General features: G+C 41.1%; 9 protein-coding genes. 5 read left to right on the top strand and 4 right to left on the bottom strand.

The window, feature by feature from the left end; translation table 11 throughout:
• Nucleotides 1-250: 250 nt before the first annotated feature.
• The 5 genes from I6J03_RS01905 (at nt 251) to I6J03_RS01885 (ending at nt 7,934) form a co-directional block, all read left to right on the top strand.
• Entirely contained in the window at nt 251-1,300 is a 1,050-nt protein-coding gene (locus I6J03_RS01905; protein WP_003010896.1) for a FecR family protein, read from the top strand.
• 74 nt (nt 1,301-1,374) lie between these two features.
• The gene (locus I6J03_RS01900; RefSeq protein WP_003010898.1) at nt 1,375-4,644 is read left to right on the top strand and encodes a TonB-dependent receptor; all 3,270 of its coding nucleotides are present in this window, start codon (nt 1,375-1,377) and stop codon (nt 4,642-4,644) included.
• Between the two features lie 14 nt (nt 4,645-4,658).
• Nucleotides 4,659-6,251, top strand: a complete 1,593-nt coding sequence (locus tag I6J03_RS01895) for a RagB/SusD family nutrient uptake outer membrane protein (RefSeq protein WP_003010899.1) — start codon at nt 4,659-4,661, stop codon at nt 6,249-6,251.
• A 1-nt stretch (nt 6,252) separates the two neighbouring features.
• Entirely contained in the window at nt 6,253-7,122 is an 870-nt protein-coding gene (locus tag I6J03_RS01890; RefSeq protein ID WP_003010900.1) for an endonuclease/exonuclease/phosphatase family protein, read from the top strand.
• Between the two features lie 2 nt (nt 7,123-7,124).
• A complete protein-coding gene (locus tag I6J03_RS01885; protein WP_003010901.1) occupies nt 7,125-7,934 on the top strand; it encodes an endonuclease/exonuclease/phosphatase family protein in 810 nt (269 codons plus the stop codon).
• A gap of 94 nt (nt 7,935-8,028) precedes the next feature.
• On the opposite strand, the gene I6J03_RS01880 is transcribed toward I6J03_RS01885, so the two are convergent.
• From I6J03_RS01880 to I6J03_RS01865, 4 genes are all read right to left on the bottom strand, one after another.
• Nucleotides 8,029-8,574: a DinB family protein gene (locus I6J03_RS01880; protein ID WP_003010902.1), complete on the bottom strand. Its 546-nt coding sequence runs from the start codon at nt 8,572-8,574 to the stop codon at nt 8,029-8,031.
• A 48-nt stretch (nt 8,575-8,622) separates the two neighbouring features.
• Nucleotides 8,623-9,156 (bottom strand): Crp/Fnr family transcriptional regulator, encoded by a 534-nt coding sequence (locus I6J03_RS01875; RefSeq protein WP_003010903.1) that lies wholly within the window; start codon nt 9,154-9,156, stop codon nt 8,623-8,625.
• Between the two features lie 645 nt (nt 9,157-9,801).
• On the bottom strand, nt 9,802-10,983 hold the full coding sequence (locus I6J03_RS01870; RefSeq protein ID WP_003010904.1) for a PepSY-associated TM helix domain-containing protein: 1,182 nt from the start codon (nt 10,981-10,983) through the stop codon (nt 9,802-9,804).
• Nucleotides 10,984-10,985: 2 nt separating this feature from the next.
• The gene (locus tag I6J03_RS01865) at nt 10,986-13,277 is read right to left on the bottom strand and encodes a TonB-dependent receptor (protein WP_232279818.1); all 2,292 of its coding nucleotides are present in this window, start codon (nt 13,275-13,277) and stop codon (nt 10,986-10,988) included.
• Nucleotides 13,278-13,737: the final 460 nt, after the last annotated feature.

Genomic DNA, 13,737 nt, shown 5'->3' with positions numbered 1-13,737 from the left:
GAATTTGATTTCCAGACTTTTACATTTAAAAAAACGGCATTAGGTATTCTTTATCTTATTACATTTATAGCTTGTGTGTTTTTTATGCTAAGGAAAAATAAAATTGATGGTAATAACTGAAATTCATTAACAAGTGTATTATTAATTACTCTTACCAAATCGTTATCAGATTTGTTTAAAAATTTTAAAATAAAATGTCTATGCCGCTGTACTTTTTTGCTCTTTGTATATAAAGGGGGAAATATAGCATTTGGAAAAGCATAGAAACCAATTAAAAAAAATATTTGATCTGCCGGAAAATGAACAGCTGACAGATCCGGAAAGAGCAGAACTGATGGCCTCTGTAATCCGTCGCGGACGGCAAAAGAGACATCGTTCGGTATACATGATGCTCACTGCAGCCTGTGTCTTATTAATCGGATCACTTTTTATTTTCTACCCCCGGGCGGACGACACCTCATTCGACCTTTCTAGGGTTGCGGAATTTAATCAGAAGCGATTTGAATCTACCGATCAGATTCAGATTGTCAAATCTAAAATCTTCATTTCACCTATTACCAATGATTCCGGTCTGCTGTCCGGAGATGTTTCCTATGCTGCAGATAGTATGCTGGATTTGTCTGATGAGTCAGCAGCTTCTTACACTACGATATATGTTCCGAACGGACACCGGCAGGAAGTCACGTTGACAGATGGTACCAGAGTCTGGCTAAATGCTGGATCTTACCTCACGATGGACAAAAATATGAGGGGCAAAGAGCGTAGGGTTTACCTTAACGGAGAAGCCTATTTTGATGTGACACATACCGGGAAGCCATTTTTTGTACAGATGAAAGCGCATACGGTAGAGGTCGTAGGTACTTCATTTAATATCAATAGCTATGAACGTGATCAGCAGACTACTGTGGAGCTGATCACGGGAAAAGTGTTGTTTCATAGTAATAGCAAAGGTTTTGAGAAAATAGCAATGAGTCCCGGACAGCGTATTGCTGCTTATGAGAATCCAGGCAGGGTGGTGATTGATAAGTCGGGCGTGGCGCAGGATATTCTGTGGACCAAAAAGCAAATATCATTGAATAAGATCAGACTTCAGGATCTGTTCCGGAAAATAGAACGTCTGTATAATGTATCTATAGATGCTGATCCTGCACTGGATAATATAGATCTTTCCTACTCGGGGCGTCTGGATTTGCGGGAAGATGTTGTCGCTGTACTGAAGAATATATACGAACTCAGAGATTATCAGATAATATTAAAAGAAAAGGAGGTGACTATAAGAAAACCTAAATCTACTAAATAAGAAGAATAAGGAGGAGCTGCTACTCCCCCTTATCACATTTATTGATCTTAAACAGTTAAAATCGTACTAAAATTATGAAAAAAAAGCAATCCTGGCAAGAATTGGCCGGGTGGAGGCATTTTGATGTCAAATTCTACTATTATATGAAAGTTACCTCCCTCTTGACTACTTTACTTTTTATGACATTTGCCGCCAAAGCCTATTCACAGCGGGTGTCTTTAAAACTAAGTAATGTTACCTTTAAAGTCTTTCTGCAATCTATTCAGGATCAGACTAATGTAGCATTACTCTACAACGATCACCTTATCGAAAATAAGCGGATATCCGTACAGGCGAATCAGGTGGAATTGCGTGAGCTTCTGAAACGGGAGCTGCCGAAGTACGGTCTGGATTATACTATCAGTGGTAATCAGATTACGCTGGTTCCCTCTGCTGTAATCCGCACTGTAGCAACAGAAAACCGGCCGCAGGAAATGATCCGGATCAAAGGCCGTGTATTTAACAGCGGAGAACCTCCGCAGGCACTTTCATCCGTCTCTGTCGCTGTACTGGGCGGAAGTCAAGGTGTGCATACCGATGAAGGTGGATACTACGAACTGGAAGTGCCTAAAGGTGCGACCTTAGTCTTCAGTATGGTGGGATACCATAGCAAACAGGTTCCTGTCAGCAAGACTGAAAATAACCTGACCATTTCTCTGTTGGAGAATGTTTCGGATCTGGAAGAGGTCGTTGTCGTGGGGATGACCGAAATGCAGCGTAAGCATATTGCAAGTTCTGTCGCCAGTCTGGATATCAAGTCCAGTATTGAAGGTAAGCCTATTACCAATCTTTCTCAATCATTGCAGGGTGGAGTGACAGGTTTACAGGTACAACAGGGATCCGGTCTTCCGGGAGGAGATGCGGCCAGTATAAAGATCAGAGGGATCTCTACTTTAAATAACTCCGATCCGCTGGTGTTGGTCGATGGGGTACCTATGGATATGAACCATATCGATCCGGTGACTATTGAAAGTGTAACTATTCTGAAAGATGCAGCAGCTGCGGCTATATATGGAGCGAGAGCAGCGAATGGTGTGATTCTGGTGACCACCAAACGGGGTAAAGCCGGTCAGATCAATATTTTATATGACGGATATCTGGGCATGCAGACACCAACGATACTGCCTGAATTCGTAGATGCCCCGACTTATATGCGTATGTATAACTATGCACAGGTGGCTTCAGGCGGACAGGTATTTTATTCGGACGATCAGATTGCGAAGACAGAAGCCGGAGATGATCCGGTCAATTATCCGAATACCAACTGGACAAAGGAACTGATCGATGAGTACTCTCCTTTGACATCACATTCGCTATCGGTTAGCGGAGGGAATGATGTGGCGCGATTTGCAGTAACGGGTAATTATATGAATCAGCAGGGAATGATCCCGCAGAACAAGATGGACCGCTTTAATATACGTGCCAATACCTCGGTATCCTTGTCCAAAAGATTTTTAATTAATCTGGATGTATTGGGGATCCGCCGGAATACGATGTATCCTAACCGACCCATTTCGAACGGGGGCAGCCGTTTGCTGGATGATCTGTACAGGCTTCCGCCTACGGTATTGCCTAAATATCCTCAGGAAGAAGGCTGGCCGACTATTTACGGACGCTATGCAGATATTGTCAATCCGATAGCGTATTCTGAAGTAGGGGGAAGTATAGGATACCAGTATGATCAGGCTACGATCAATCTTCAGCCCAAATGGTCTATTACTAATGATTTGAATATCAGGGGACAATTCAGTTACCGGCTCAACAGTGATGTATATAAGCAAAACAGGGATAATTATTATTTCTTTGATTACTATACCAAGCAACTTGTACAGACCTGGGCTGTTCAGCGTGATGCGTATTCTGAAGTACGGGATACCTATTACTACCTCAGTGGTGCTGTAGATTACAGTAAGAATTTTGGTAAACACAATCTTTTTGCGATGGGTGGTTTTTCAATGGAAAAATTCAACAACGGATACTGGAATTCTTCAGCTCTGGTATCTTCTTATGCAAAGGTCAACTATGCTTATGCAGATCGCTATCTGCTGGAAGCCTCTTTCCGTGCAGACGGCTCATCCAAATTCGGCCCTAATAATAAATACGGATATTTTCCCTCTGTTGCATTTGGCTGGAATGTGCACAATGAATCTTTCTTTAATGTAGAGGCAATAAGCAATTTTAAGATCAGAGCTTCGTATGGTCAGCTTGGAAATGAGAATATAGGATTGTACCGCTATCAGAATCTGATCAATACCAGTAATGGCACAGAGAGTGTATGGGGTAATCCGGATATTTCGTGGGAAAAAGTGAATATTCTGGATATCGGTTTGGATATGGCTTTGTTTCAGAATAAACTAAGCCTGACTTTTGATTACTACGATAAGAAGACTTCAGATGTTATTCTGTATCCTTCCGTAGCTCCTTCAGGCGCCATAGGTTCTGCTCCGTTAAATGCCGGTGAGGTGACCAACAAAGGGGTGGAACTTTCATTGAATTATAATGGTAAACTGAGCCAGGATTTTGACTTTTCAGTCCGCCCCGGTATTACGTATAATAAAAATAAGATCACTGATCTGCTTGGCGGACCTTATATCAGCGGTATAGAGATCAACGAAAAAGGTTCCAGTATCAAAAGTTATTACGGGTATGCTTCCAACGGAATTCTGCAGTATTCGGATTTTGAAGCAGACAAGACGACAGCCAAAGTACCTGTTGTAGCCGGGCAGGGGCCCGGAGATATCAAGTATATCGATCTTAACGGAGACGGTATCATCGATGAGAATGATCAGCAGATCATAGGTGATCCGACACCGCGTATCAATTATTTTGCAAATTTTAATTTCCGGTATAAAAATGTGGATCTGGAATTTCTGCTTCAGGGTACCGGTGATCATGATTATTCGGGCAATCTCGGAGGTAAATCTGCAGGATACTTATGGCACCCACTTAACATGAGTGCTTCCGGAGGAGTGCCTACAACCTACAGAGCAGCCAATACCTGGCGTGAAAATAATCAGGATGCAATCTTTCCACGCTTACTGGCGAATCCGGCTACAAATGTGTTGCGGAGTGATTTCTGGTTGTTCAATGCACGGTATATGCGTGTCAAATTTATTCAATTAGGCTACAGGCTCAATCCTGCTTTTATGAATAAGTATGGTATCAAATCCAGCCGTATCTATATGAACGTGCAGAACCCGTTTATTTTTACGGGTGTGAAAATGGCGGATCCCGAATCTCAGGGCGGTTCTTATACCTATGCTATTATGAAAACATTTTCTCTGGGTCTAACTGTTAATTTTTAATCTGAAAACCTGAAATGAAAAATAATATTAAATATTTAGTTTACAGTATGTTGTCTCTGTCTTTGCTGCAGACTTCATGCGAAAGTTTTCTGACCATTGATAGCCCCACAGGTGTGACGGATGAGCAGTGGTGGAATACGGAAACGGATGCTTACAATGCGATAGCTTCTGTATATGTCGGTATCCCGGGAGGTTCGTCCGGGCGTAATATTATGTACTATGCCGGCCTGACAGATGAAGCGGTGCACCGTGGAGATTTTAAAGGAGACTACGATAGTTTTACCCGTGGACTGGCAACCAGCAGATGGGGAGTTGCCAATTCCATTTGGCAGGATGATTACATCTGTGTGAGAAGAGCAAACCGATTTCTTGAAAATGTAGACCGTGTATATATGGATGCCACACTCAAGGATAGAATGAAACTGGAAGCAAGAGCGCTGAGAGCTTATTATCATATGGAACTGATGCTGCTATTCGGGGATATTCCGTTACTGGAGCGTTCGCTCACTCCCGAAGAAAATACACAACCCCGTACAGCGGAACAAAAGGTCTATGAATTTGTTGTCAGTGAACTGAAATACTGTGCCGAAAACTTACCTTCCTCTTATGTCAATGCGGATCGCTGGCGTATGACGAGTGGTGTCTGCTGGTCGCTGTTATCCCGATTGGGACTGATCAAAAAAGATTTTGAACTCGCTAAGACAGCATCCAAAAAAGTAATAGAGTCTGGTGTCTACAAACTGTGGGTCAATAATACAAACCGATCTGCGAGCTATAGCGAATTGTTTAGCTATGTGGGCGAACTGAATGATGAGCGTATATTCTTTAAGGAGAACGGATGCAGCAATGCATGGACTACATTTGCGCCTTTTGGTATAGGCGGTGAGACCTATCTGTCACCTACCAATAAAGTGATAGATAACTACGAAACCAGACAAGGAAAGACTATTCAGGAATTAGGTCGTGATTCTATGCTAGTCTATCAGAAGAATCCGAATTTCAATAATAACAGAGATCCGAGGTTGCGTGCTTCGGTATTTGTACCGTATGAAAGTTTTCAGGGACAGTATACGTTAGATCCGTTTTATAATCCCAGTGATAAGATAGGGGAGACCAAGTCTACCGCTACAGGGTACTGGATTAAGAAATATGTAGATGCACGCGATAGACAGTCTAAGAGTGGCAGTCTGGATTTTATGATCATTCGCTATGCTGAAATTTTATTGAATTACTCCGAAGCGCTTATTGAATCCGGTGAATGGAATCATGCTGATGTTACCAGATACATCAATGAGGTGCGGTCCAGAGCAGCTATGCCTGCGATCAATACCGGGCTTTATAATTCGCAGGCTAAGATGAGAGAACTTATCCGAAGAGAAAGACAGGCAGAGCTTGCATTTGAAGGAGGTCGTTATTTTGATATCCGCAGATGGGGCATTGATACTGAAGTGTTGAACGGTGAGGTGTACGGAGCGACCAATCCTACAACCGGAGAACTGGTAAAAGTCCAGACTCGCAAGTATAGCCGATCCCGCGAAGGACTGTGGCCGATCCCGGAAAATGAAATTATTGCTAATCCTAATATAGTTCAAAATCCAAATTATTAATATGAAAAGCAACACGATATTATATGGCTTACTTAGCCTTTTTATATTAGTTTCTCTTTCTTCCTGCCGTAAGTCTTACAGTGCAGGAGACTGGGATATTCTGCCGGAAAAAGAAACCCCTAATCCTATAGATTCGGGAAGTAATGCTCCGACAAAAACGTTAAAAGTGATGTCTGTCAATATGCGTCTCAGTACGATTCCTGACTTTGCAACCATGATCACCTATATCAAAGAGTATAGTCCCGATCTGTTGTTTCTGAGACAGATAGATAGTGCAACGACACGGGTAGAGAAAGTCAACAGACCTCAGGTGATGGCAGATTCATTGGGTATGGAAGTATTTTTCAAAAAGAACTTTGATTACCAGACCGGAGGGTTCGGAAATGCAGTTCTTTCCAAATTTCCGATCAAAGAAAAAGTTGCACAAATCCTGAGACGTGAAGATGGAAATACGGCAGAACTGCGGAGTGCCGTGATGATTCGTGTGGAAGTAGAGAAAGATCATGATGTGTATTTTGCAGGAACAGAGCTGGATCCTTCTGTCGTGAACAACAGAAATCTGCAGGTGGTAGATCTCCTGAATATGACAGAAAAGATTACTGAACCTGTGATCCTGGTGGGTAATTTTAATGAGCAGGAGAGTGCGAACGGGCAAGTGCTCAGCTACTTAAAAGGCTCATTCACTTTTGCCTGTCTGGGTGCAGGATGTCCGATGAATTCACCGAAAGCCAGTCCTACAGGTATATATGATTATATCACTTTCAAAGGTGCGGGCGGGAAACTGGCTCTGTCCAATTATCTGGCCTTTCCGAAATCTGCAAATACTTTTCTGCCGATGACAGCTTCTTTTAAACTTAAAATCGAACAATAATTATGAATAAACTTAAAATTTTGATGCTTACCTGCTTTGTCAGTATTGCATCACTGGCCTGTTCCAGCGATAAGAAGGAAATCCCGGAGCCGAAAACAGAAAAAAGTAAACTGACGGTTATCACGTATAATATCCATCATGGAGCACCGGAAAACTCGGAGGTGGTCAATCTGGAAAATATTGCAAACACAATCAAACAGAAAAATCCGGATCTCGTTGCATTGCAGGAGGTGGATGTCAATGTGCCTCGTTCAGGTAAAGTAGACCAGGCAAAGAAATTAGCCGAGCTATTGAATATGAACTATTATTTTTCTAAATCATTAGATTATAACGGAGGAGAATATGGGGTCGCCATATTGAGTAAATTTCCGATCTCGAACACCAGGAGACTGGAACTTCCTATGCCTGTTGCCGGAGAGAAAAGAACTGTGGCATTGGCAACAATAGATCTGGGAAATGGAAAGATGCTGGAGTTTGCGTCTACTCATCTGGATCTGAATGTTCCTAATCGTACGGCACAGGCTACTTTTCTCAATGAACTGAGTGTGCAGCTCAATAAACCGATTATGATTGGCGGAGATTATAACGCTGAAAGTAATTCGGTAGAATTGACCGAATTGCGTAAACAATATACCTTGTCCTGTGTCAATGGTTGTCCCAATTCTTTTCCTGTACGTAATCCGACAAAGGCAATAGATTTTGTTGCGTCTAACAAACTGGCTGTTCAGCAGTATAGTTTGTTATCAGCAGTCGCACTTACAGGGAGTTATGCTTCAGATCACCTTCCTGTAGTGGCGATATACAATTACTAGTAAAAGGGTAAAGATTATTCCTTATTATACTAAAAACGGCAGAGTCTGTTGAAGAACAGACTCTGTTTTATTTTGCCTGATCATAGAGTTCTCTTCACAATATCCCTATTCTTTTTATCTGTTGCATATGTCTTTCATTATGGTAGATCAGTACGCAGAAAGTGTCTCCCAGTCTGATCTTAATCCATCGGGAAATGCTGATGCTTGTTTTTATTTTTTGAAGATCCGCTTCTCTGGCGGTGTTCAGAATGTGGATGAGATGCTGCTGTTGCAGGATAAAGGTACGGATCACATCTGCAGTGAGCTGACTACCGATAGGATCCATTTGTTTAAAAGTCTTCATCTTATTGAGTTTACTTTTGGGCAGCATCATATTGGCAAAGTAATTTCCAAGCAGACCACTTTGAAAAATTTTTCGGGAAGGGGCAGAGTTTGATTTTATGCGTTGTTCAATTTCCGGAAGGTAAAAGTCTGCATACCTGTTGAGGTGTTCTATGCATTCCAGTGTACTCCAGGATCCCTCATAGGGTCGTTTGTTGAGTTCGTCCGGAGAGTAATGTTGTAGCTGTTGCGCCAATGCTATATGGTGAGTGGTCAGCTCAATCAGTTCATTAATCAATGTAGAGGATTCTATTTTCATATCTTGTTCAAAGCTCCTCTTTTCGGATTAAATAAATCTTGACTGAAATCAAGATTTTTGAAGTCTGGATAATGTTTCCGGACTCATGCGCAGGTAGTTGGCGATGTACTTATTCGGAATCTCCTGAAATACACGCGGACTCCTTTTCAGTATGCGTTCGTATCGCTCTCGCGGCGAACTGATCAGAATATCCTTTTCCCGTTCCACCTGTTGTAATATCAGATCTTCCAGTATCTGATTCCACAGAGTGAGGTTATCCGGAGCGGATTGTATAAACTGTTGTAAAGAAGATTTGTTCGCTATTCTGACTGTGGTTTTTCGGATTGCCTGAATATAGAAATCAGTCGGTTTGCCCGATAAAAATGAATCTAAAGAAACAATTAAATTATCGGAATATCCAAATCTGATATTTCGTTGCTCTTCGCCATCCATCATAAAAATCCGCAGGCTGCCACTGTCGATCCAGTATATGTGCTGATCAATTGTGTTCTTCGTGCAGAGAAATTCGTGACGCCGGAGAATAACAGTCTTATCAAACAGATTAGCAATCTTAAATTTATTTGCTATGTTATCGACTTTCATGTGCCAAAGTGATGGAAATAGTAAGTATTTATAGTGTAAAAGTATTGAATTAGATTAAAAGATGAGATTTTGATTTATTTTTTGTGGTAAGTGGGTTTATGTTGCGTATTTTCTGTTTATTTTTTAATTTTTTTTATGTTTTTAAATCTGAATCAGTTGCTTTTGTGTAAAAATAAAAAGGTTTTCAAACGGGGGAGAATGAAAACCTTTTAATAACCAATTATAAATTGTAATATGAGGAGCTGTAAAGGTAGTAATTATATTTTTAAATGCAAATTTTGCATCAAAAAAATAATAATATTTGTATTTTTTTATTTTTATTAATGAATTTTTCAGATTTTTTTAGGATTAATTGGAGTTGTTTTGGTTTTTTATGTTTGATTTTTGTGATTTTAGTCTATTTTTATGGGTGTTTTTTAATTTTTGATCTTTTATTTTGATTCTATTCCTTTAATTTTTGAATTTTTTAGATTTATGACCAATAATTTTGGTTATAATCCTCCTTACTCAAAAATTCTGTTGCTGAAAGTATGATCTCTTACTGTCTGAATATCCTAAATTATTCCAAGGGGCTTCCAAGACCTTAATTGGTCAATATCTGGGCATATCACGAGAGCTACTGAGCCAGGAGTATCTGGTCTAACGTCAGGCAGGTTGTCTGTGCCTTGTTTTTCTGCGGTTGGATTTTTTATTGGATTTGGAAGATTTTTGCCACCACAGAATATATCCTGTAACAGGTAAAGAGGCGCAGAACAGAGAAATAAAGAAAGCCAGAATTTTAGTTGGCAAACCACCTATACTTCCTACATGAAGATCATAATTCATAGAGCGCAGTTTCTCTCCTCCCGAGAGATTGTCATCACTCTTTATATTGACGATCTGTGCTGTCACAGCATCAAAATAATACCATTTGAACCGGCTTGTTTTATCTTTTTGTAAGCGAATCTGTATGTCCACAGGTTTGTCAGCCTCATTACGAAGGCGCAAAGACATCATGTCCGCCGTTGGATAGTTTTTGATTGCAAAGTAAAGGGCTTTATCCATTGCTGAGGCTTCCGTTCCGGATACAAATGGATAATTGGGTTTGTCCTGTTTAATTTCACTTGCCCCCAGGTGGTTGAAAAAGTTTACATAGGATTTTTCAAACGCTGGAAATGCAAATACCAATCCTGTTATACCTATTAAGAGTCCGATAAAAAGACTGTAAAATCCAAGTACATTGTGCAGATCATAGTTGAGTCTTTTCCATTTGGCCTTCCGGTCTATCCATATGCTGCGTTTTAATGTTTTTCCTTTCCATCTTTTCGGCCACCACAGGATGAGTCCGCTGATCAGCAACAGCACAAATACTGCAGTAGCATAGCCAACTATCGGGTGTCCATACTTTTTTCCGAGTAAGAGATTCATGTGCATTTGGAGAACCAACTGAAAGAATTCATTCTTTGAATCTTCTACTGCTGTGACTGCTCCGGTATAGGGATTTACAAAGACACGGTCATAGTAACTGTAATAATTCCAGTGCCCGAATGCATTTTCATTTGTTTTGGATGCTCTGAATATCCATGTGCGGGACGGATCGGGATAGAGGTCTGCACGCGTGATACGGTGTGATGGCGGTATAGCCGCCTGAGCATGGGCAATAAGCGTACTCAGCGGCATAGGTGCATCATTGTGTTTCTTTTCTAAGAAATATTTTTGCGGATAGAAGAGCAGTTTCAATTCTTCCTGAAAAACATAAAGGCATCCCGTAATACCCAGCGAGAGTACAACTATACCACTGAGGATTCCCATCCACTTATGTATCCATAAAACTGCTGAACGCAACATATTTAAAACTTATAATGGATATTAATATTTGCCTGCATGCCATTACCTCTGGCATATTCGGCATCTATGGCGCGATACTGGCTGACTGTAGGATAGTACGTCTTGTTGAAAAGATTTTCTACACCCAGACCCAGGCTCCATTTGGTATTGATCGTGTATGCTGCGGACAGATTAAATAAGTCCACAGGTTTGATCGGACCCTCACTGTTGTTGTATTTTCCTTTGTCATTGAGTGGAAAACGATCCCTTGAGCCGGTATGTACCCAGAAGAGTTGAAGATTCCAATGGGAAGCCGGTCTGTAATACACATAGGCTGTGGCTTTGGGCGGAGTTATACGTGATCCGTTGAGATATACTTTGCGTCCGTCGTCAAATTTGGCTTTTCCTTCTACAAAAGCATAGTTTGCGCCCAGCGTCCATTGTGGCGAAAGTCTTGCTTCAGCAGCCAGTTCATATCCTTTTACATTTTCAGGTTCACGTTGTGCCATCAGGAAACCACCCACATCTACCAGATTGACTCCAAGCTTGGATGTGCTGATGTAGTAGGCCGCTGATAGATGAAGCCAGTTATACTGACTCGAAAATCCTACCTCATAGTTATTCGTGATAATAGGGTCTGTCTCCAGCTGATCTAATGTATTTGCTTTTGCACGACGGAGTATACGCCCGAGTTCATTGATAGCAAAACCCTGAGAGAAACTAACAAAAGGATTAAAGATGTCATATTTCGTATAGCGGAGGCCGGCATTAAACATAGTCGCTTTGTAGGGAATCTTTCCTCCTGATACAGCTATGCTTCCCTGACCATCAGGTCCGGTTGCAATGGTGTTAAAATCTTTTACCTTGACGGTCGCATTTTCATAGCGTACTCCTCCTTTAAAAATAAGGTTTTCCAGTACATCCATTTTCAATTGCGCGTATGGTGCAAAGTTAACCATATTCATATCCGGAATATAAATTCTGCCATCTGTCAGGTTTTGATTTGTGACATCATTCAGTAAATCCAATCCATATGTTACTTCTGTCGGGATATTTCCGATACGGAAAGGCGTGTTGAGGTTAATTCGGACTCCTTTTTTCTCGGAGTTGATCTTTGTTTGTCCCGGTCCGTACCATGCTGTTCCCGAAGGTACATATCTGTTCATGGAACTGAATGAATTGTAATATCCGCTGAGATCCAGTTGCGTCTGTCCGAAAAGATTACGCTTTGTCAGGTTCATCATAATATTATGGTTGTATGGAGTGCCGGCATTTTCACCGGGTTCTTCTCCACGTACACCGATGGCAGGAGATTCTCCGTATACACCAGCTTGATTGATATAGCGTGTATGTTGTGTACTGTTGTAAAGATTGTAGAATGCACTTATGGAAGTGTTACTGTCCAGGTCGTATCCCAGTTTGATAAAAGCATTGTACTGATAAGAATTGGACATACCATCCTGCTGTCCGATAGGAAGGCCTTTTCCATCCCTTTGCAGGCCTGTATAATCTGCAGATCCGCTTACCGTATAACTGAATTTGTTGCTCCTGCCTGAAAACATTTGTGCAAAGCGATAGCCCATCGTCTGACCCGGATGTACCGGATTGAAGGACGTTCCTGCAAATGTCTGTCCGGAGAGAGGTACATTGTCTGTGTTCTTTTTGGTGATGTAATTGATAATACCTCCACCGGATCCGTTGCCATATATAGAGGTTGCTCCCTTGATTACTTCAATGCGCTCGATTACACCTGGATCTATAGTGCGAAGATCGCGACTGCCATTCATCAATGGAGTAGACTGAGGGATTCCATCAATCAGCACCAATACCGCGCGTCCCCGCAGAGTCTGTCCCGAATTAGTGGATTTGTTGTTGGATGTTCCCAATCCCGGTATCGTATTGCCAAGTATAGAGGCTAAATTGGAGGTGATATTGATCTGTGCCTCTATTTCCTTACGTGTCAGAATAGATACAGAAGATGGTATTTCATCTATGCTTTCTGCTTTTCTACCCGCAGTGACAACTACCTCATCCAGAGATCTGCTGTCTTTTAGCGTGATAATAAAGGGATTTGAAAGTGTGTCTGTGCGTAATATGCCTGTATAAGTTTGATATCCGAGAGAAGAGACGGTCAGCTGAAATGTATTGGAAGATTGCTGAGGGATGTTGAATGAGCCGCCCCGGCTGGTAGACCCTGTAGCTTTTTTGTTGAGGTAAACTGTCGCGTGCGGAAGTGGACGATTACTTTCATCCCGGACAAGAAGTTGTATGGATTGTGCTTGTGCAATAGTATGATTTACTAAAAGAATCAGCATGCAAAGCAGACTGTATCTGAAAAATCTGACTTGTAGTTTGGGTAAGGGAAGAGACATTTAATATGTGTTCTTATTTGGACTTAATTTAAATAAAGCTGTAAAAGTATGATATAAAGGAGTATGTTGCAACATTAATTTTGAAATAATCAGGGTGGAGGTGAGGATTTAATCTAAAAAATGTTTAATCGGCGATTTTTATTCTTGAGAGATAGCTGTCAGATGCAGCGTATTCTTGTGAGATTTAAGGCTGCCTGAAGGCTTTTAAAAACCTGTTCAGAAAGGAAAATTAAAAATAATTAATAAAGTCTATTGATTTAGTAGATTTTATTGTATGTTTGTACTTGTATTATGACTATTTAATATTGATCAGTGTTTCTGAGCTCCTGAAGATCAACTCTTCAGCGTTCAGTAACATTTCAAAACACAGTAAAATGAATTAAAATTTACCTTTATCCAAGAA

This window comes from Sphingobacterium spiritivorum (genome assembly GCF_016724845.1).
Taxonomy (GTDB): Bacteria; Bacteroidota; Bacteroidia; order Sphingobacteriales; family Sphingobacteriaceae; genus Sphingobacterium; species Sphingobacterium spiritivorum_A.
The sequence above is the reverse complement of the archived record's forward strand: the minus strand, read 5'-3'. Positions and strand labels throughout refer to the sequence as shown.

Excerpts from the sequence above, each read along its gene's own strand:
- I6J03_RS01900 (WP_003010898.1), top strand. The coding sequence starts at position 1,375 with ATGAAAAAAAAGCAATCCTGGCAAGAATTGGCCGGGTGGAGGCATTTT.
- I6J03_RS01890 (WP_003010900.1), top strand. The coding sequence starts at position 6,253 with ATGAAAAGCAACACGATATTATATGGCTTACTTAGCCTTTTTATATTA.
- I6J03_RS01870 (WP_003010904.1), bottom strand. The coding sequence starts at position 10,983 with ATGTTGCGTTCAGCAGTTTTATGGATACATAAGTGGATGGGAATCCTC.
- I6J03_RS01885 (WP_003010901.1), top strand. The coding sequence starts at position 7,125 with ATGAATAAACTTAAAATTTTGATGCTTACCTGCTTTGTCAGTATTGCA.
- I6J03_RS01895 (WP_003010899.1), top strand. The coding sequence starts at position 4,659 with ATGAAAAATAATATTAAATATTTAGTTTACAGTATGTTGTCTCTGTCT.
- I6J03_RS01880 (WP_003010902.1), bottom strand. The coding sequence starts at position 8,574 with ATGAAAATAGAATCCTCTACATTGATTAATGAACTGATTGAGCTGACC.
- I6J03_RS01875 (WP_003010903.1), bottom strand. The coding sequence starts at position 9,156 with ATGAAAGTCGATAACATAGCAAATAAATTTAAGATTGCTAATCTGTTT.
- I6J03_RS01865 (WP_232279818.1), bottom strand. The coding sequence starts at position 13,277 with ATGCTGATTCTTTTAGTAAATCATACTATTGCACAAGCACAATCCATA.